Here is an 18,212-nt window from a genome sequence, read left to right as displayed (position 1 = left end):
AAGAAAATCGCCCTAGTGGTATGGGCTTTTTTGTATTGTTTATGGCTCAAATTATGCTCGTCTAGAGTATTTGCAAAAAAATCAGGGAAAATGACCACTTGTGAGGTTATCTGAAAGGAGAAATCAAGAGAAAAGCAATAATGTAAAAAAACAAACCCACTTTTATCAAATTATTTTGAAAAGGTGGGTTTGTCAGTGGTCTGACAAGTTATAAACTTGCGCCATCTAGCCCTGTGAAAAAACAGGGCTTTTGCTTAGGGTCTGTTGATAATTGTTTATTGCTTGAGTTGTCATCAAAATTGCGCCTAAGCAAGGCGGAATTTGCAGGTAAGGTTTTACATGCTTTCCAAAAATGACAACGCAGCATAGGCACAATTTTGACAACAACCCGAAGGGCGAGGGCTATTTTTCGCCAATCCTGCGTTAAAAATGATTCATTGAGATCGCTCAACTTCATCATTTTTGCCTTGTCTTGACGAAAAATAGCCTCTCGCTCAAACAATAAACAATTATCAACAGACCCTAAAAGAGCGGTCGGTTTTTTCGGATTTTTTGCAATATTGGTGGGCAAAATGTTATTGATTTTATGTTTGATGCTCGGTGGTCTATTTTATTGGTTAATCAACCGCCCCCAGCGAATAATGACCTTAGGCACATTCCGCCAGGCCAAAACCGTTCGTGTCAATGAGTGGCAGTTTTATATTGAAGAAGTGGCGTTTAAGGATTATCAGGCGGCAATTCACGGCTATTTCAATATTGCACCGCAGTTGGAACACTATGCCACCGTGCAAGAAGTGAACTATGATTTTTTCGATTTTTTCAGTGTGGTGCTACGCTTTGAAGATTGCACAATGAAATTGGTGCGGCAAATTGACAAAGTGCGACTGATTAAAAGCCTTCAGCCAATGTCGATTGCCGAATTTGAAGCACGCATTGTGCCGATTGTGTATCGGGACATTTAGGGGGAAAGATGACATTAGTTGAACAAGTCAAACAAAAATTGCAACAGGCGGACTATCTGGTTATCGGGGCGGGAGCCGGCTTTTCCGCCGCTGCCGGATTAACTTACAGCGGCAAGCGGTTTACGGACAATTTCCAGCCTTTTATTGCCCGCTATGGAATGACGGATATGTATTCGGCAGGTTTCTACCCGTTTCCGTCTGAGGAAGAAAAATGGGCGTATTGGGCGAAGCATATTTGGGTAAACCGTTTCGAACCAAAAACGACCGCACTTTATCGGCAATTATTGGCGTTGGTGCAAGATAAAAATTATTTTGTAATCACCACCAACGCAGACGGGCAGTTTTATCAAGCCGGTTTTGATCCAACGAGAATTTTTCGGGTGCAGGGCGATTACAGCTTGCTGCAATGTGCGACCGCCTGCCACGATGAACTTTACCCCAATAACGCCTTGGTTAAACAGTGGTTGGCACACACGCAGGATTGCCAAATCCCGACCGCCCTTGTGCCAAAATGCCCCGTTTGCCACGGCAAAATGGCAATGCACTTACGCATTGATCGCTATTTTGTCGAGAATGCCGACTGGCACACCGCCCAACGCCGTTATAGCGAATTTTTACACTCGGCAATGCAGGGCAAAACCGTGTTTCTAGAACTGGGCGTGGGCTACAACACGCCGACCATTATTCGCTACCCGTTTGAGCAGATGACCTTTCGCAATCCGCAGGCAACCTTAATTCGTTTTAATCGGGACGAGCCGAACGGCTTTGCGGAAACCGCTGCCCAAACCCTAGCTTTAACGGACGATCCGAATGAAATTTTAACCGCACTTTTGGAGTAACAATGTCGAATAATATCGCTCAACTGATTCATTATCTTGACCCAACCGTTGTCCTTCCCGACAACTTAGCGGAACAGCGTTTATTGCTGCGTGCCTTAATGAATATCCGACCGCCACAAGCGGAAACGGCGGCGTTTTGGCAATGGCAAGATGAAATTTTACAGCAGCAACTGGCGGAAAAAGGCATTGTCAGCTTGGCGGATCTCACTCCGATTGAACCGAATATCTATCTCTGGCAGGGGGATATTACCCGCTTAAAAGTGGGGGCGATTGTCAATGCGGCAAACAGCCAACTGCTCGGCTGTTTTCAGCCCTTACATCGCTGCATCGACAACGCCATTCACTCCCAAGCCGGCTTGCAACTACGACACGCCTGTGCCGAGCTAATGCAACGACAAGGGCATTTAGAACCGACAGGACAGGCGAAAATCACGCCGGCGTACAACTTACCCAGCGATTATGTGATCCACACGGTCGGCCCGATTATTCAAGGGGAATTAACCGAGCAGGATTGCAAATTATTGGCACAATGCTACCGCTTGTGTTTAGAACTTGCCGTGGAAAACGGCATTCAATCCATCGCTTTTTGCTGCATCAGCACCGGCGAATTTCGCTTCCCTAACCAAGCCGCCGCCGAAATTGCCGTGCGTGAAGTCCGCCGATTTTTGTCCTATAATCCGTCAATCAAGGTTATTTTTAACGTGTTTAAAGACATTGACTTGGCGATTTATCAAGATTTATTAGGAGAACAAAAATGAAACAACATCAATATCGGATCACCGTTGAACATTTAACCGATGAGCAAGGCAACGCCGTGCAAGCCGCCCCCTTACAATTTAATGCACCGAACCACGATAATATTTTTCAGATTATCGAAAAAATACAGCAACGGGACGGTTTTACACCGGAAATGGCTCAACGCTTTGCGGTGGGGCTAAAACTGATGGGTGAAGTAATGTTGGAAAATCGTAAACAGCCATTATTTGAGCAATTACGACCGCACTTTTTGGAAATGATGAAAATCATTAAAGGAAAAGCTTAATTTTTAACTTACACAAGGAAAAACAATGAAATTGAAAACATCTCTTTTAGCAATGTTAATCGCCGGTTTTTTCTCCGCGAATGCCGCTGCCGATAATGGTTCGATAAACAGCCAGCCGGCGAAGCCGCCGATGAAAGCGAAAGCCGAGCCGGTGCGTTATCCTGTGCCGAAAAATTTGGACTTTTCGCAGGTTCAGGGCGAAAAACGCCAGTTTGAGATCAATGGCAATGCCGTGCCGTATCGTGCTTTTGAGCATATTGTGTATGTGCTGAAACCAAGCGATACCCGCTATCAAACGATGAATATTTATATCCCTGAAGCCTATTTTAACGGTGGGACGATTGACGGCTACAATGCCGACACCGCCCCGATTTTCTTCCCGAATGATGTGGGCGGCTATATGCCGGCAACGGCTGGCAAACCGGAGTTAGGCACAAGGGGCGGCGATTCACCGAATGCGATTATGGTGGCGTTATCCAAAGGCTATGTAGTGGCAAGTGTCGGTGCAAGGGGGCGAACCGAGTCGGACGGCAAAGCCCCGGCAGCGATTATCGACCTAAAAGCCGCCGTGCGTTATCTGAAAGCTAACGACAAACTGATGGCAGGCGATGCCAACAAAATTATCTCTAATGGGACGAGTGCCGGTGGGGCATTATCCGCCCTGTTAGGCACAAGCGGCAATGCACCGCAGTATGAGCCTTATCTCAAAGCGGCAGGGGCTGCAGCGGCAACGGACGATATTTTTGCCGTTTCCGTCTATTGCCCGATTACCAACTTGGAACACGCAGATATGGCGTATGAATGGCAGTTCAACGGCGTGAATGATTATAAGAAAATTGATATGCACAATATTGATTATCGGGTGGAACGCAAGCTGATTAACGGCACGCAGACCGCTGCCCAAATTGCCCTGTCCGACCAATTAAAACCGCTGTTTCCGGCTTATGTGAATGGGTTAAATTTCAAGGACAAACAAGGGCAGCCGCTGACCTTAGACGAAAAGGGCAACGGCAGCTTTAAACAATTTATCGAAGCGAAATTGATGGAATCCGCCCAAAAAGCCTTGGATAACGGCACTGATTTAAGCGATCAAACGTGGCTCACCATCGAAAATGGCAACGTTACAGCAGCGGATTTTGACAGCTATGCAAAATTTGTCGGCAGACAGAAAACCGCACCAGCATTTGATGCGGTGGATCTCTCATCGGGCGAAAATCAACTGTTCGGCGATACCCACACCGATAAAAAACATTTCACCGACTTTGCAATGCAACACAGCACCGCCGCCAACGCAAAACGGGTGGATAACGCCATTGTCGGCTTAATGAATGCGATGAACTACCAAAGCCCGACCCAACATTACCGCATTCGCGTGGGCGAAAATGATCGTGATACCTCTCTCGCCATTTCAGCCCTGCTCGCCCTTAAACTGCAAAACGAAGGCAAAGCGGTGGATTATGCACTCCCGTGGGGCGTTCCCCATAGCGGTGATTATGACTTGGACGAATTGTTCGACTGGGTTAAAAGCGTGGTGAAAGGGGAGTAGCGAATGATGAAAGTGCGGTTGGTTTTGGGGGAGATTTTGTCTATTAAACCAAAACGATATAAAGGGAAATAATGGAAAAATTGACCGCACTTTATCAACAGACCCTAGTAATAGCACTAATATGTTTGCTATTTTTTCGATTGCTCTCAATACTAATTATTTATCTGCTAGCACTTTGATTTCTTTGTTGTGCATTTTGAAGATGCGTTTAACTGCAGCAAGTGCCACACGTTTTCCTGTTTCACCCTGTAATTGAAATTTGACGGGTTTAGTGTTTTGTTGAGCCATTGTGTTTCTTTACAAAAAAGTCGTTTAGAACGGCTTGTAGTTGGGCTATCTTAATCCGAAGTTTAGTTGGCATCAATCTGGTTTTTATAGTTAGAAGGCGTATTTTTGTATTGATGATATTCTTTCTGAATGGCAAAAATTACATTTTTATATTCAGGACGAAAATAGGTAATATTATTTAGTACCCCAATCACTTTTGGATATAACCATTCAATCTTTATTCCATTTCTAGGTGATTCAATGAGTTTTTCCCAAAGGTTTAAATGTTGATGAAGTTTTTTTAATTGGCGATTAGGAGGTAATAATTTACCCTCTTTTAAAATTAAGCCCGTTACTTCTTTTACCGACTGATTGTTATATAATGTCGTTTTTTCAGATTTAATTTGGTGTTTGTGCTTTTTAATAATTTGTTCTACTTGATATTTAAATCCTTTAGGAACCTTTTCTCCTGAGAAAGTCAGGTCATCAACATATACTGTCATTTTTAATTTATGATCTTCAGCTAATCTATGCAGTTCTTTAAACATTGAAGAATTAACCCAATACGCTAACGGCATACTAATTTGACTACCTGTAGGCAAGTGGTCATTAATGGAACATAAATCAGCAAGAATATTTGCCATCCTAGAACTACATTGCATTTTATCCTTAAAGAACCAAAAGATCATTGTTCGGGTTGTAGAAGGGAAAAAGGCAGTAACATCCGTGGTTAAAATTGCTTTACTATTTAAATGCTCTTTCGCATTATCGATATAAGAACGATTTTTTACCCCAGAATAAAGATACTTAGGAAGTTTTATTCTTGCAAGTAATGAAGCGATACGATTATGAATAAGATAAAGCTCATTAATCGGTGTTTGAATTTCTCTTTTTTTCTTGCCTTGCGAAAAACAATTGTAATTTTCAGCTTTATACTTAATAAGTGACGTGATGATTTCTTCATCAGCATTGAGAACAGAAACAAGCCTTTTAATATATTCAATATTAAATAAAGGGCTTTTATCTAGCGTATATTCTTTATTATGAGTGATGAGCTTTTTCTTTTTTTTCATTTTGCTTGACCACCCAATCCATTATGGCAAGCACTTTTTTTGCGACAAATTTGCGTACTTTTTCAGAACGAAGCGTTTCATTTTCAATTTGTTCAGCAAATAACATTAAATGCGAAACAGGAATATCAAAATATGTTGCATATTTTTGTAGCATATCTAATGTAATGGTGTTTTTACCTGTTTCAATTTCTGAAATATGTGAGGTGGAAACATTAAGTGCTTTGGCTAACTCAGATTGGTTTAATTTATGGAATTGTCTTGTTAATTTTAGGGCTTGATTTAGCATAATTTATCCTTAGAAAGTAGGGTAACCCCAAATATTATTCATTATCTGAATACCAACGCCAAATTCTATAAATACATTTTGCAGCTAAGATAAGCCATTTAAAGTATTGATTTCGTTTTTTGTTTGGTTTATTTGGGGTTTGGTGTGTATTGTGAATTTGTTTTTGGGACATAAATATGAGCCTCATTTGATTACTCGTTACAGCAGGATTGCTGTAACTCCTCGTGGAGTATCAAAATAGCACACCCACCACTTGACCCTATTCTAACCGCAATGCGTCGTGTCCTCAACGCATTGCGGAACGCCGTAGGCGTAATTGCTAAACTAACTTGTTAGGTTAGCAACTGTACCTATAAGCAGGCTGGAGTTTCCTCCGAGTTGTTATTAACTCAAACTATTACGAGGTTTATTGCTATAATTTCACAATGGGTGAAATTATAGAGGTTTTTTTATGTTTAGATCAAGTAATTTTTTCATAGTAAGTGAAATTAGGTAGAAACTCATCTGTTACAGTGGTAACGGAGTGATGGCACAGTCATCTCTGAGCGCTGACAAATCTATAGACCAAAAGCGGTTACTCTGAGCTAATAGGTGTATCAAAAAGGATATGCTTATGCTCAAAAATCCCTATACACCGCAATACGAGCTTGAAATGGTTAACCTCGGACACTCGTTTCTGAAGATAACCTTGTTCATAAAATATCCAATGCCATTGATTTTGAATTCATTCGTGACGAAGTCGCCCATCTTTATTGTTAAGGTAATGGTCGTCCTGCTGTTGACCTGGTTCGCTTGTTTAAGATAATGTTCTTAGGCTATTTTTTGACATCAAAAGTGAATGTCAATTAGTGAAAGAGCTTAACGGAAATAGAACGCAGCTTTGCCGATGCCAAACAACATCACAGTCATTGCTATACCCGATACGGAGAGTTATCGAAAGTACAAATGCAGTACTTTTTAGCAGTAATCATGCAAAAAATGAAGAAAATCGCGGGCTTTTTATTTTTACTATTTAACGCGTGTTTTAAATACCCAGGTAGTTTTTTTCCATCTGATAAAAATCGGGGAAATAAAATGCGGATAAGAAAGATAGGCTTCTGTTTTTATTCACTATAGAAAGCGACAATCCCACCTGATTTTGGTAATTAGATGGAGTTGTCAATAGTCTGGGAGACTTTTCAAAATTGCGATGTGTAGTGATACATTACAATATTGAGTAAAATATCCGGTTTTATGTAGCAAACACATAAAGCGGAAATATTACCGGTTTAGTAGGGATGCCGGCGTGGCGTCCCTACATTTATTTAAGAATGATTTTTACGACTGCGACATAATACCGTAATCATCGCAAAAACGCCGGTATATTACGCTCATACTCCGTGATTTTATCTTCGTGTTGTAAGGTTAAGCCGATGTTGTCCAAGCCGTTTAGCAGGCAATGGCGGCGGAATTCGTCCAGTTCAAAGTGATAGACTTTTTCGCCGGTTTTGACGGTCATTGCTTCGAGATCCACGTCGATTGGTTTGCCTTCGTTTGCCCAAACCCATTGGAAAATTTCTTCCACTTCTTCCTCGCTCAGGCGAATTGGGAGCATATGGTTGTTCAGGCTGTTGTTGTAGAAAATATCGGCAAAGCTCGGGGCGATCATTACTTTAAAGCCATAATCCGCCAATGCCCAAGGGGCGTGTTCGCGTGAGGAGCCGCAACCCAGATTTTTGCGTGCCAATAAAATCGTCGCACCCTGATATTGCGGATAGTTCAACACGAATTCCGGATTCGGGCGAGTGCCTTCGGCATCTAAATAGCGCCATTCGTGGAATAAATGTTTGCCGAAGCCTACGCGTGTGATTGCCTGTAGAAATTGTTTCGGGATTATCGCATCGGTGTCCACATTTGCGGCATCAAGCGGTACGACTAAGCCTGAATGTTGTTTAATACCTGCCATTTTTTGCTCCTTAATATAATTCCACCTGACGAATATCCACAAATTTACCAAAAACCGCTGCCGCCGCTGCCATTGCCGGGCTGACTAAATGAGTGCGCCCGTTGCGCCCTTGTCTACCTTCAAAGTTGCGGTTGCTGGTGGAGGCACAACGCTCCCATTCGCCCAAGCGGTCATCATTCATTCCTAAGCACATTGAACAGCCCGGGTTGCGCCATTCGGCGCCGGCTGCAATAAAGATTTTATCCAAGCCTTCCTGTTCCGCCTGCTCTTTCACTAAGCCCGAGCCCGGCACGACCAGAATGCGTTTCACGTTGTCCGCTTTTTTGCGCCCTTTCATTACCGCCGCTGCAGCGCGTAAATCTTCGATTCGGGAATTGGTGCAAGAGCCGATAAAGACTTGATCCACGTTCACATTCTTGAGATCCGTATTGGCTTCAAGCCCGATATAGGCGAGAGCTTTTTCTGCCGAAGCACGTGCAACCGGATCTGCCATTTCCGCCGGATTCGGCACGGTTTGATCAATGCCGATCACTTGTCCCGGATTGGTTCCCCAAGTGACTTGCGGCGAAATCTCATTTGCTTCAAGGGTGACAACCGCATCAAATTCTGCGCCTTCATCGGTGTGAAGGGTTTTCCAATATGCCACGGCATCGTCCCAATCCTTGCCTTTCGGTGCATAAGGGCGATCTTTTAAATAGGCAAAAGTGGTTTCGTCCGGTGCAATTAAGCCGGCTTTGGCGCCAAGTTCAATCGCCATATTGCACACGGTCATTCGCCCTTCCATTGAGAGATCGCGAATCGCCTCGCCACAAAATTCCACCACATAGCCGGTACCGCCTGCCATTGTGGTTTTGCCGATGATCGCTAGCACAATATCTTTGGCGGTAATGCCCGGTGCGACTTTGCCGCGAACTTCAATTTTCATACTTTTGGCGCGTGCTTGTTTCAAGGTTTGGGTGGCGAGAACGTGCTCCACTTCCGATGTGCCGATACCGAATGCCAAGGCGCCAAAAGCCCCGTGGGTGGCGGTGTGGGAATCGCCGCAGACAATGGTCATTCCCGGTAGGGTTAAGCCTTGCTCCGGCCCCATTACGTGCACAATGCCCTGCGCTTTGCTCTCCATATCAAATAAGGAAATGCCGTTTGCCTTGCAGTTTTTATCCAATTCCAATACTTGAATTTTCGCCTGCCCTTCCAATTGATTCACATCACGCACCTGTGTGGAAATGCTGTGATCCATTGTGCCGAAGGTTTTCCCCACTTGGCGCACTTGGCGACCGGTAACACGCAAGCCGTCAAATGCCTGCGGACTGGTGACTTCGTGAATTAAATGACGGTTAATGTATAAAATCGGCGTTTCACCGGCTTCTTCGTGTACCACGTGGGCATCAAATAATTTTTGGTAGAGTGTTTTTTTCATTTTCGGGTATCCTGCGTAAAAGTGCGGTCAAAAATCATTAAATTTCCGGTATTACGTAGCAGTTGCACAAAATATCATTTTGGAGTAATTGTAGGGACGCCACGCTGGCGTCCATCTTGAAAACACAAACAATATCAATAAGATAACGGTTGCGGACGCCAGCGTGGCGTCCCTACCGAATCGATGATATTTATGTTTTGTGTATTTGCTACATAATTTCGTAAATTCCGACCGCACTTTAAAAACTAAACAATATGCTGTGCGATTAACGTGCCCATTTCAGCGGTTGAAATCGGGGCGGAATCGTCGGCTAAATCCGCCGTACGATAGCCGTTTGCCAAGACGGTTTGTACCGCATTTTCAATGGCGTTTGCCGCATCATTCAAATTAAAGCTATAACGCAACATCATTGCCGCCGATAAAATCTGCGCAATCGGGTTGGCTATGCCTTTGCCGGCAATGTCCGGTGCGGAGCCGCCTGCCGGTTCGTATAAGCCAAAGCCGGCTTCATTTAAACTGGCGGAGGGTAACATTCCCATTGAACCGGTAATCATTGCCGCCTCATCAGAAATAATATCGCCGAAGATATTGGAGCAAAGCAATACGTCAAAACTTTCCGGCGCTTTGATTAGTTGCATTGTGGCGTTGTCAATATACATATTTTCAACGCTAACCTGCGGATAATCCTTGGCGACTTCCGCCACGGTTTCACGCCATAAAATTGAGCTTTGCAGCACATTGGCTTTATCCACGGAGGTCACTTTTTTATTGCGCTTCATTGCCGCCTCAAATGCCGCACGGGCAATGCGCTCAATTTCATAACGATAATACACTTCGGTATCATAGGCTTTTTCATCGGCACCACTGCCTTCACGCCCTTTTGGCTGACCAAAATAAATGCCGCCGGTTAATTCACGCACCACTACCATATCAAAGCCTTTTGCAGCGATGTCCGCACGCAACGGGCAGAGTTTTTCCAACCCTTTGTATAAGGTCGCCGGGCGCAAATTACAGAATAATTTGAAATGTTTACGCAACGGCAATAAGGCGCCCCGTTCCGGTTGTTGATCCGGCGGCAAATGTACCCATTTCGGGCCGCCCACCGAGCCGAATAAAATCGCATCCGCCTCATCACAGCCCTTTAAGGTTTCCGCCGGCAAGGGTTCGCCACAATGATCTATCGCTGCGCCGCCTACATAATATTGCTTAAAATTCAGTTTAAATCTGTATTTTTCCTGCACTTTTTCAAGCACTTTAATCGCTTCCGCCATCACTTCCGGGCCGATCCCATCGCCCGGTAATACGGCAACATTATAGGTTTGCATTTTATTTCTCCGTCATTTTGGTTAATTTCAAATCCGCTACTTTTTGCGAGCGATAAATGGCATTAATTGCGTGAATTAACGCACGCGCCGAGCTTTCTACAATATCCGTTGCCAAGCCCACGCCGTGGAATTTACGCCCCTGATGTTCCACCACAATATCCACTTGTCCCAAGGCTTCAGCCCCTTCGCCTTTGGCGGTGAGATTATAATGGGACATTGTTAATTGAATGCCGGTTAATTTCAAAATCGCATTATACACCGCATCAACCGGCCCATTGCCGCCGATAGAAGCCGTGCTTTGACTGGCACCGTCCAAGCTCACCTGCACAAATGCCGTTGCCGGAAATTCGCTGGTGGAATGGGTGGACAATTTTTCCAATACAAGCCGATCTTCTTCGCCCTGCTGCATATCAATAAAGGCAAGCGCCTCCAAATCATAATCAAACACCTGCCCTTTCTTATCGGCAAGTTTTAAAAATGCCTCATATAATTTATCCAAGTCATAATCCTGCTCCGCATAGCCCATATCCGCCATATGCCCTTTCACGGCGGCACGCCCGGAACGTGCGGTTAAGTTCAATTTTTCTTTCTTCAAGCCAATACTTTCCGGCGACATAATTTCGTAAGTGTTTTTATTTTTCAACACACCGTCCTGGTGAATACCGGAAGAATGGGCAAAGGCATTATCCCCCACAATCGCCTTATTCGGCTGAATCGGCATATTGCAAAGCTGGCTCACCATTTGGCTGACCCGATGAATTTCCTGCGTATTAATCCGCGTATCCAAGCCATTGAACATATCCTGACGGGTTTTAATCGCCATCACCACCTCTTCCAACGCCGTATTGCCGGCACGCTCACCGATACCGTTTACCGTACATTCAATTTGGCGCGCGCCATTTAACACCGCCGTCAACGAATTTGCCGTCGCCATACCCAAATCATTATGACAATGTACGGAAATCACCGCCTTATCAATATTCGGCACCCGATTCACCACCTCGGCAATAATGCCGCCATATTGGCTCGGCAAACAATAGCCCACCGTATCCGGAATATTCACCGTCGTCGCACCGGCATTAATCGCCGCTTCAACGATACGGCAAATATTATCAATGCCTGTACGGCCGGCGTCCTCACAGGAAAACTCCACATCATCGGTATAATTCCGTGCACGTTTCACCGCCGCCACCGCCATTTCCACCACTTCGTCAAAACTGCGTTTTAATTTCGCCTCAACGTGCAACGCTGAACTGGCGATAAAGGTATGAATCCGAAACGCTTCGGCGACTTTCAACGCCTCATAAGCGGCATCAATATCTTTCGCCACCGCCCGCGACAACGCCGCCACCCGACTGTTTTTAATATTTTCCGCAATGGTGCGCACGGATAAAAAATCCCCTTCCGACGACACCGGAAAGCCCACCTCCATCACGTCAACGCCCAAACGCTCCAACGCCAAGGCAATTTGCAATTTTTCTTTCACGGTTAAACTCGCTTTTAATGCCTGTTCACCGTCACGTAGGGTGGTGTCAAAAATCACAACATTATTCGACATTTTATTTCCTTAGCACCGATAAGTGCGGTCTGTTTTTTAAAAATTTTAAAATTTGAATACGAAAAAACCCGCTTCTGAGTGCGGGTTTATCATCGGAGAATTTAGATTAATTGTCATCCACAACCTAACCGCACACTGAATGCGAGAGTAATAACAGGCTGAGTAATGAAGCAATGTTAAACATAAAAGAATCCTGAATAATTGAAAACTGAAATTCATACTACCGTATAAAATTTTGCTGTCAAATTATTTTTTAGCGATTTATATCTGAAATTTAGTGTTGTAAGATTTTTAATTAGTGAAATAAACTGTTATCGTCTTGCGGCTTGGTGTAATGTTCTGGGTTTGACATGTTTATCCTGTGTTTTATCTTGCTAAATCGGTGAAATTTAGTAATGATTTTTTTATGTAAATTTTTATAAAACATCAGCATCATTCACTCTCTACCGGATTTTTCAGCATTTCAAAAATTCTATGCTAAAATAACCGCACTTTTTACCTATACAGAATCTTATGTTGACACACAACCAATTACAACTTGAACAACTTGCCTGTCAGCGGGGCGATAAAGTGCTGTTCGGCGGTTTAGATTTAACGCTGAACAGCGGTGATTTCGTGCAAATTGAAGGGCATAACGGTATCGGCAAAACCAGTTTGTTGCGGATTTTAGCCGGACTTGCCACGCCTTTGGCGGGCAAAGTGCGGTGGAATTCGGCGGAGATTTCAACCCAGCGGGAACAATATCACAATGATCTGCTTTATCTCGGCCATTTGGCAGGTGTGAAGCCGGAATTGACGGCATGGGAAAATTTGCGTTTTTATCAAAAAGTCACACAAAGCCGGCAAGGTGACGAGATCTTGTGGGATGTACTGCAAACTGTTGGTTTGCTCGGACGGGAAGATATTGCCGCCGCTCAGCTTTCTGCCGGACAGCAAAAGCGTATTGCCTTGGCTCGTTTATGGCTGTCGCAGGCACCGCTGTGGATTTTGGACGAACCTTTTAATGCTATTGATAAAAACGGGGTGAAAGTGCTGACGGCATTATTTGAACAGCACGCCGCAAAGGGCGGGATTGTAATGCTCACCAGCCACCAAGAAGTGCCGAGTGAACGGTTGCAGAAAATTAATTTGGCGGAATATAAGCAATGATCTTTATAGAAATTATCAAACGTGAATTGAATATCGCAATGCGGAAACTGGCGGAAGTGCTTAATCCCTTGTGGTTTTTCTTAATTGTGATCACCTTATTTCCTTTGGTGATTGGGCCTGATCCCCAATTGCTTGCCCGCATTGCCACCGGTGTTGCGTGGGTGGCGGCGTTATTGTCGGCTTTGCTTTCTTTTGAACGGCTGTTTCGTGATGATTTTGCAGACGGATCTTTAGAGCAATTAATGTTATTGGCTCAGCCTTTGCCTTTGGTGGCATTGGCAAAAGTGGTAGCTCATTGGCTGCTTACAGGTTTGCCGCTGATTTTATTATCGCCTATCGCGGCATTATTGCTTTCCCTTGAATTGCATATTTGGTGGGCGTTAGTGCTGACTTTACTTATCGGTACGCCGATTTTAAGCTGTTTGGGCGCTATTGGGGTGGCACTAACCGTAGGTTTACGCAAAGGCGGTGTGTTATTGAGTTTATTGGTGGTACCGCTGTTTATTCCCGTTTTGATCTTTGCCGCTTCCGTGCTGGATGCCGCCACGCTCAATTTGCCTTATAACGGTCAATTAGCTATCTTAGGTGCGATTTTAGCCGCAGCCGTGACACTTTCGCCTTTTGCTATTTCGGCGGCATTAAGAGTGAGTTTGGATCAGTAATTTGAATTTTGTTCTAAATCAATAAACCGAATGATTTCATATTATTCTACAACTAAATGGGTATATAACCGAGCGTTTAATTCATACGGTTTATGCTAGAATAATACCGGTTTTGATTTTTTATGTAAGGATTTAACACTATGTGGAAATGGCTTCACCCTTATGCTAAGGCTGAAACGCAATATCGCTTGTGCGGGAAATTTATTCCTTTTTTTGCAATTTTGACCGCTCTTTTATTAGGCGTAGGATTGGTATGGGGATTGGCGTTTGCACCGGCGGATTATCAGCAGGGTAACAGCTTTAGAATTATGTATGTGCATGTGCCGACGGCTATTTGGTCAATGGGCGTTTATGGTTCAATGGCGATTGCTGCGTTGGTGGCATTGGTGTGGCAGATCAAACAGGCTCATTTGGCAATGATCGCTATGGCTCCTATCGGTGCGGTGTTCACCTTTTTAGCCTTAGTCACAGGAGCTATTTGGGGTAAACCTATGTGGGGAACCTGGTGGGTGTGGGATGCTCGTTTAACTGCGGAATTAATTTTATTTTTCTTATACTTAGGTGTATTGGCATTATATTCGGCGTTCCAAGATAAATCCGTGGGGGCAAAAGCCGCGGGGATTTTAGCCATTGTGGGCGTGATCAATTTACCGATTATTCATTTTTCCGTGGAATGGTGGAATACCTTGCACCAAGGGGCAAGTATCACCAAATTTGAGAAACCGTCTATTGCCACACCGATGTTAATTCCGTTGATTTTATCTATTTTCGGTTTTCTCAGTTTAACGGTATGGCTGACTTTAGTGCGTTATCGCAACGAATTATTGAAATTCGATATTAAACGCCCTTGGGTAAGAGAATTGGCAAAGTAAGTGCGGTTATTTTTTGAAATTTTTTGGGAGTGATTATGTTTTTTGAAACCTGGAATGATTTTCTCAATATGGGCGGTTATGGCTTTTATGTATGGTTGGCTTACGGTGTTTCTTTAGTGACGATTGCAGGCTTGGCGGTACAAAGCATTAAAGGCAAAAATGCGATCTTTAATGAAATTTGTAAAGAACAACAACGGGAAGCCCGTATGAAGCAGCATAGCGGCAATAATAAAGGAGCTACACTATGAATCCTCGTCGTAAATCCCGTTTGATGATCATCGGTTTTGTATTAGCCGGTATTACCGTTGCGGTTGGTTTGATGATGTATGCACTGCGTCAAAATATTGATTTATTTTATACCCCGTCGGAAGTGATCTACGGCAAAAACAACGCTCCTGAAACCAAGCCGGAACCGGGTCAACGCATCCGTATCGGCGGCATGGTGGTAGCCGGCACGGTGGAACGCGATCCTAAAAGCCTAAAAGTGCGGTTCGATTTAAACGACGTGGGGCCTTCAGTGAGTGTGGAATATGAAGGCATTTTGCCGGATCTGTTCCGTGAAGGGCAGGGCATTGTGGCTCAAGGTGTGCTGAAAACGCCGACCTTATTGGAAGCCACCGAAGTATTGGCGAAACACGATGAAAACTATGTACCGCCGGAATTGGAAACCCAAATGCAAAGAGTGCATAAACCGATGGGCGTATCGGATCTGAAAACGGAATCCGAACGGGATCGTCAATATCAACGACACGAACAAGAGAATAAATAATGGTCGCAGAACTCGGTAATTACGCCTTAGCACTCAGTTTGGCGGTGGCCATTTTATTATCAATTTTTCCCTTATGGGGAGCGGAAAAGGGCAATTCACAGCTGATGGCATTTGCCCGCCCGATGACTTACGGCTTGTTTTTCAGTTTAACAGTGTCTTTCTTGGCACTGTTTTACTTATTTGCGGTAAACGATTTCAGTGTGCAGTATGTAGTGAATAATTCCAACAGCCAATTGCCGTTGCATTATCGCTTATCGGCCGTGTGGGGCTCTCATGAAGGTTCATTATTATTGTGGATTTGGTTGCTCTCCTTATGGGCGGCGGCCGTCGCCTTGTTTAGCAAACGCTTACCGCAAGAAGCGGTGGCTCGTGTGTTAGGGTTGATGGGCTTGGTCAGCATCGGCTTTTTACTGTTTGTTTTGTTTACGTCCAATCCTTTTGCTCGCACATTTCCGAATTTCCCTGTGGACGGTCGCGAACTCAATCCGATGTTGCAAGATGTGGGATTAATTTTCCACCCGCCATTACTGTATATGGGCTATGTAGGGTTTTCTGTCGCTTTTGCATTTTCTTTGGCATCATTAATGACCGGTAAACTAGATACCGCTTGGGCTCGTTGGTCACGTCCCTGGACAATGGCCGCTTGGATATTTTTAACCCTCGGTATTGTGCTGGGATCTTTTTGGGCGTATTACGAACTCGGCTGGGGCGGTTGGTGGTTCTGGGATCCGGTAGAAAACTCATCCTTAATGCCTTGGTTGGCAGGAACTGCATTGCTGCATTCATTAGCTGTAACAGAAAAACGCGGTTCTTTTAAAGCTTGGACCGTATTGTTATCCATTCTCGCATTTTCCCTTTGTTTACTCGGCACGTTTTTAGTGCGTTCGGGGATCTTAGTATCCGTTCACGCCTTTGCATCCGATCCGACCCGCGGTTTATATATTCTGGCTTATTTAATTGTGGTGATTGGCGGTTCGTTAGCGTTATATGCCTACAAAGGCAATCAAATCCGTAGCCGTGATAATGCAGAACGCTATTCCCGTGAAACAATGTTGTTGCTCAATAATATTTTATTAATGACCGCACTTTGTATCGTGTTGCTCGGAACCTTATTGCCGTTGGTACATAAACAATTAGGTCTAGGTACGATTTCTATCGGTGCGCCGTTCTTTGATCAAATGTTCTTGATTATTATGGTGCCTTTTGCCTTTTTATTGGGTGTCGGACCATTAGTGAAATGGCGTCGCGATGAATTTTCAGCCATTCGCAAACCGGTGATTATCAGCCTGATTGCAATGCTGATTCTGGGTTTTTTTCTGCCTTATGTATTGCAAGATCGACTCACTGTCACCGCAGTAATGGGGACAATGATGGCTGTGTTTATCTTGTCGCTTAGTTTGTATGAAATGCAGCAGCGTGCCACACATCGTCACAATTTCTTTGCAGGGCTTGCCAAACTTTCCCGTTCTCATTGGGGAATGGTGTTGGCTCACCTAGGCGTGGCTATGTGCGTGTGGGGCATTGCATTCAGCCAAAATTACAGCGTAGAACGAGATGTGCGGATGCGGGTCGGTGATACGGCACAAATCGCACATTATGATTTCACTTTCAAAGGGATTCAAGAAGCCAACGGAGCCAACTACCAAGGCGGCAAAGCGGAAATCGAAGTGAGTAAAAACGGCAAATTTGAAGCTGTATTATTTGCGGAAAAACGTTTTTATACCGTGAGTAAAATGACAATGACGGAAGCCGCTATCGATTGGGGCTTTATCCGCGATCTGTATGTGGCTCTGGGCGAAAGTTTGGGCGACGGTTCTTGGGCGTTGCGTTTATATTACAAACCGTTTATCCGCTGGATTTGGTTCGGCGGTGTGTTTATGGCGTTGGGCGGATTGCTCTGTACGATGGACAGACGTTATCGTTTCTCGGCGATTTTAGATAAAAAGGCATAATAAATAATGAATAAAAAACTGTATATCCCTTTAATCGTTTTTCTCGGACTGGCGTTGGCATTTTTTGTGCAGCTACAACGCAATGCGGGTGGGGAAGATATCAAAGCCTTAGAATCCGCATTAATAGGCAAACCGATGCCGGAAGTAGCATTGAATGATCTATTTGAACAACAGCAGTTCGATCAAAGTCTGTTCCGACAAGGCAAGCCGGTGTTAGTGAATGTGTGGGCCACTTGGTGTCCCACTTGTTATGCGGAGCATCAGTATCTCAATCAGCTTTCCAAACAAGGTGTGACGATTATCGGTATTGACTACAAAGACGATAAGTCCAAAGCTGTTAAATGGTTGAAAGATCTGGGAAATCCTTACCAAGCAGTAATCGTTGATCCGAAAGGTTCGCTTGGATTGGATTTAGGTGTGTATGGTGCACCGGAAACCTTTATTTTAGACGGCAAAGGCATTATTCACTACCGTCATACCGGTGATGTGAACGACAAAGTTTGGAATGAAACCTTAAAACCGATTTTTGATAAATTAGGCTGATT

20 protein-coding genes and 1 pseudogene are annotated in these 18,212 nt (G+C 44.3%); 13 read left to right on the top strand and 8 right to left on the bottom strand.

Going from position 1 to position 18,212, the window contains the following annotated elements; all coding sequences use genetic code 11:
* Nucleotides 1-208 precede the first annotated feature (208 nt).
* Nucleotides 209-571 (bottom strand): hypothetical protein, encoded by a 363-nt coding sequence (locus EDC44_RS11255; protein WP_131978954.1) that lies wholly within the window; start codon nt 569-571, stop codon nt 209-211.
* 1 nt (nt 572) lies between these two features.
* Between EDC44_RS11255 and EDC44_RS11250 the strand changes: the two genes are divergently transcribed.
* The 5 genes from EDC44_RS11250 (at nt 573) to EDC44_RS11230 (ending at nt 4,389) form a co-directional block, all read left to right on the top strand.
* Nucleotides 573-962: a hypothetical protein gene (locus tag EDC44_RS11250; RefSeq protein ID WP_131978951.1), complete on the top strand. Its 390-nt coding sequence runs from the start codon at nt 573-575 to the stop codon at nt 960-962.
* An 8-nt stretch (nt 963-970) separates the two neighbouring features.
* Nucleotides 971-1,801 (top strand): SIR2 family NAD-dependent protein deacylase, encoded by an 831-nt coding sequence (locus EDC44_RS11245; protein WP_131978948.1) that lies wholly within the window; start codon nt 971-973, stop codon nt 1,799-1,801.
* A 2-nt stretch (nt 1,802-1,803) separates the two neighbouring features.
* A complete protein-coding gene (locus EDC44_RS11240) occupies nt 1,804-2,559 on the top strand; it encodes a protein-ADP-ribose hydrolase (protein ID WP_131978945.1) in 756 nt (251 codons plus the stop codon).
* Nucleotides 2,556-2,843 carry a DUF3861 domain-containing protein gene (locus EDC44_RS11235; protein WP_131978942.1) on the top strand — a complete coding sequence of 96 codons (288 nt, stop codon included), beginning with the start codon at nt 2,556-2,558 and terminating at the stop codon, nt 2,841-2,843. Before EDC44_RS11240 ends, EDC44_RS11235 begins: the two co-directional genes overlap by 4 nt.
* 130 nt (nt 2,844-2,973) lie before the next feature.
* A complete protein-coding gene (locus EDC44_RS11230) occupies nt 2,974-4,389 on the top strand; it encodes a subtype B tannase (RefSeq protein WP_424276113.1) in 1,416 nt (471 codons plus the stop codon).
* Between the two features lie 156 nt (nt 4,390-4,545).
* Here the strand turns inward: EDC44_RS11230 and EDC44_RS13355 are convergent, their stop codons facing one another.
* The 3 genes from EDC44_RS13355 to EDC44_RS11220 all read right to left on the bottom strand — a co-directional run bounded on the left by EDC44_RS13355 (nt 4,546) and on the right by EDC44_RS11220 (nt 6,015).
* Entirely contained in the window at nt 4,546-4,677 is a 132-nt protein-coding gene (locus EDC44_RS13355; protein ID WP_279388381.1) for a hypothetical protein, read from the bottom strand.
* A 62-nt stretch (nt 4,678-4,739) separates the two neighbouring features.
* Nucleotides 4,740-5,729: a reverse transcriptase family protein gene (locus EDC44_RS11225; RefSeq protein WP_131978939.1), complete on the bottom strand. Its 990-nt coding sequence runs from the start codon at nt 5,727-5,729 to the stop codon at nt 4,740-4,742.
* Complete coding sequence (locus EDC44_RS11220) at nt 5,698-6,015, bottom strand: helix-turn-helix domain-containing protein (RefSeq protein WP_131978936.1); 318 nt, start codon at nt 6,013-6,015, stop codon at nt 5,698-5,700. Before EDC44_RS11220 ends, EDC44_RS11225 begins: the two co-directional genes overlap by 32 nt.
* Nucleotides 6,016-6,628: 613 nt before the next feature.
* Between EDC44_RS11220 and EDC44_RS13115 the strand changes: the two are divergent.
* A pseudogene (locus EDC44_RS13115) lies at nt 6,629-6,884 on the top strand (transposase); the annotation flags it as partial.
* 473 nt (nt 6,885-7,357) lie between these two features.
* On the opposite strand, the gene leuD reads toward EDC44_RS13115, so the two are convergent.
* The 4 genes from leuD to leuA all read right to left on the bottom strand — a co-directional run bounded on the left by leuD (nt 7,358) and on the right by leuA (nt 12,263).
* Nucleotides 7,358-7,960: a 3-isopropylmalate dehydratase small subunit gene (gene leuD / locus EDC44_RS11210; RefSeq protein ID WP_131978933.1), complete on the bottom strand. Its 603-nt coding sequence runs from the start codon at nt 7,958-7,960 to the stop codon at nt 7,358-7,360.
* A gap of 10 nt (nt 7,961-7,970) precedes the next feature.
* Nucleotides 7,971-9,380: a 3-isopropylmalate dehydratase large subunit gene (gene leuC, locus EDC44_RS11205; protein WP_131978930.1), complete on the bottom strand. Its 1,410-nt coding sequence runs from the start codon at nt 9,378-9,380 to the stop codon at nt 7,971-7,973.
* A 245-nt stretch (nt 9,381-9,625) separates the two neighbouring features.
* Nucleotides 9,626-10,705 carry a 3-isopropylmalate dehydrogenase gene (gene leuB, locus EDC44_RS11200; protein WP_131978927.1) on the bottom strand — a complete coding sequence of 360 codons (1,080 nt, stop codon included), beginning with the start codon at nt 10,703-10,705 and terminating at the stop codon, nt 9,626-9,628.
* A 1-nt stretch (nt 10,706) separates the two neighbouring features.
* On the bottom strand, nt 10,707-12,263 hold the full coding sequence (leuA, locus tag EDC44_RS11195) for a 2-isopropylmalate synthase (protein WP_131978924.1): 1,557 nt from the start codon (nt 12,261-12,263) through the stop codon (nt 10,707-10,709).
* A gap of 513 nt (nt 12,264-12,776) precedes the next feature.
* On the opposite strand from leuA, the gene ccmA reads away from it, so the two are divergent.
* The 7 genes from ccmA (at nt 12,777) to EDC44_RS11160 (ending at nt 18,210) form a co-directional block, all read left to right on the top strand.
* Nucleotides 12,777-13,412, top strand: a complete 636-nt coding sequence (gene ccmA / locus EDC44_RS11190) for a cytochrome c biogenesis heme-transporting ATPase CcmA (RefSeq protein ID WP_131978921.1) — start codon at nt 12,777-12,779, stop codon at nt 13,410-13,412.
* A complete protein-coding gene (gene ccmB, locus EDC44_RS11185) occupies nt 13,409-14,074 on the top strand; it encodes a heme exporter protein CcmB (RefSeq protein WP_131978918.1) in 666 nt (221 codons plus the stop codon). Before ccmA ends, ccmB begins: the two co-directional genes overlap by 4 nt.
* A 140-nt stretch (nt 14,075-14,214) precedes the next feature.
* Nucleotides 14,215-14,946 carry a heme ABC transporter permease gene (locus EDC44_RS11180; RefSeq protein ID WP_131978915.1) on the top strand — a complete coding sequence of 244 codons (732 nt, stop codon included), beginning with the start codon at nt 14,215-14,217 and terminating at the stop codon, nt 14,944-14,946.
* A 35-nt stretch (nt 14,947-14,981) separates the two neighbouring features.
* On the top strand, nt 14,982-15,194 hold the full coding sequence (gene ccmD / locus EDC44_RS11175; protein WP_131978912.1) for a heme exporter protein CcmD: 213 nt from the start codon (nt 14,982-14,984) through the stop codon (nt 15,192-15,194).
* Nucleotides 15,191-15,715: a cytochrome c maturation protein CcmE gene (gene ccmE / locus EDC44_RS11170; RefSeq protein WP_131978909.1), complete on the top strand. Its 525-nt coding sequence runs from the start codon at nt 15,191-15,193 to the stop codon at nt 15,713-15,715. Before ccmD ends, ccmE begins: the two co-directional genes overlap by 4 nt.
* A complete protein-coding gene (locus tag EDC44_RS11165) occupies nt 15,715-17,667 on the top strand; it encodes a heme lyase CcmF/NrfE family subunit (RefSeq protein ID WP_131978906.1) in 1,953 nt (650 codons plus the stop codon). The genes ccmE and EDC44_RS11165 overlap by 1 nt, the downstream gene beginning before the upstream one ends.
* Before the next feature lie 6 nt (nt 17,668-17,673).
* Nucleotides 17,674-18,210 carry a DsbE family thiol:disulfide interchange protein gene (locus EDC44_RS11160; protein ID WP_131978903.1) on the top strand — a complete coding sequence of 179 codons (537 nt, stop codon included), beginning with the start codon at nt 17,674-17,676 and terminating at the stop codon, nt 18,208-18,210.
* The last annotated feature ends 2 nt before the right edge of the window (nt 18,211-18,212 follow it).

It is taken from the genome of Cricetibacter osteomyelitidis (assembly GCF_004340985.1).
GTDB classification, from domain to species: domain Bacteria; phylum Pseudomonadota; class Gammaproteobacteria; order Enterobacterales; family Pasteurellaceae; genus Cricetibacter; species Cricetibacter osteomyelitidis.
This window is presented reverse-complemented; position numbering and strand designations above follow the sequence as displayed.

What these genes read in the sequence shown, in the direction of transcription:
- EDC44_RS11220 (WP_131978936.1), bottom strand. Translation starts at nt 6,015, where the DNA reads ATGCTAAATCAAGCCCTAAAATTAACAAGACAATTCCATAAATTAAAC.
- EDC44_RS11250 (WP_131978951.1), top strand. Translation starts at nt 573, where the DNA reads ATGTTATTGATTTTATGTTTGATGCTCGGTGGTCTATTTTATTGGTTA.
- ccmB (WP_131978918.1), top strand. Translation starts at nt 13,409, where the DNA reads ATGATCTTTATAGAAATTATCAAACGTGAATTGAATATCGCAATGCGG.
- ccmA (WP_131978921.1), top strand. Translation starts at nt 12,777, where the DNA reads ATGTTGACACACAACCAATTACAACTTGAACAACTTGCCTGTCAGCGG.
- EDC44_RS11245 (WP_131978948.1), top strand. Translation starts at nt 971, where the DNA reads ATGACATTAGTTGAACAAGTCAAACAAAAATTGCAACAGGCGGACTAT.
- ccmE (WP_131978909.1), top strand. Translation starts at nt 15,191, where the DNA reads ATGAATCCTCGTCGTAAATCCCGTTTGATGATCATCGGTTTTGTATTA.
- EDC44_RS11230 (WP_424276113.1), top strand. Translation starts at nt 2,974, where the DNA reads ATGAAAGCGAAAGCCGAGCCGGTGCGTTATCCTGTGCCGAAAAATTTG.
- EDC44_RS11165 (WP_131978906.1), top strand. Translation starts at nt 15,715, where the DNA reads ATGGTCGCAGAACTCGGTAATTACGCCTTAGCACTCAGTTTGGCGGTG.
- leuA (WP_131978924.1), bottom strand. Translation starts at nt 12,263, where the DNA reads ATGTCGAATAATGTTGTGATTTTTGACACCACCCTACGTGACGGTGAA.
- EDC44_RS11225 (WP_131978939.1), bottom strand. Translation starts at nt 5,729, where the DNA reads ATGAAAAAAAAGAAAAAGCTCATCACTCATAATAAAGAATATACGCTA.
- EDC44_RS11235 (WP_131978942.1), top strand. Translation starts at nt 2,556, where the DNA reads ATGAAACAACATCAATATCGGATCACCGTTGAACATTTAACCGATGAG.
- ccmD (WP_131978912.1), top strand. Translation starts at nt 14,982, where the DNA reads ATGTTTTTTGAAACCTGGAATGATTTTCTCAATATGGGCGGTTATGGC.
- EDC44_RS11180 (WP_131978915.1), top strand. Translation starts at nt 14,215, where the DNA reads ATGTGGAAATGGCTTCACCCTTATGCTAAGGCTGAAACGCAATATCGC.
- leuB (WP_131978927.1), bottom strand. Translation starts at nt 10,705, where the DNA reads ATGCAAACCTATAATGTTGCCGTATTACCGGGCGATGGGATCGGCCCG.
- EDC44_RS11240 (WP_131978945.1), top strand. Translation starts at nt 1,804, where the DNA reads ATGTCGAATAATATCGCTCAACTGATTCATTATCTTGACCCAACCGTT.
- EDC44_RS13355 (WP_279388381.1), bottom strand. Translation starts at nt 4,677, where the DNA reads ATGGCTCAACAAAACACTAAACCCGTCAAATTTCAATTACAGGGTGAA.
- EDC44_RS11160 (WP_131978903.1), top strand. Translation starts at nt 17,674, where the DNA reads ATGAATAAAAAACTGTATATCCCTTTAATCGTTTTTCTCGGACTGGCG.
- leuD (WP_131978933.1), bottom strand. Translation starts at nt 7,960, where the DNA reads ATGGCAGGTATTAAACAACATTCAGGCTTAGTCGTACCGCTTGATGCC.
- leuC (WP_131978930.1), bottom strand. Translation starts at nt 9,380, where the DNA reads ATGAAAAAAACACTCTACCAAAAATTATTTGATGCCCACGTGGTACAC.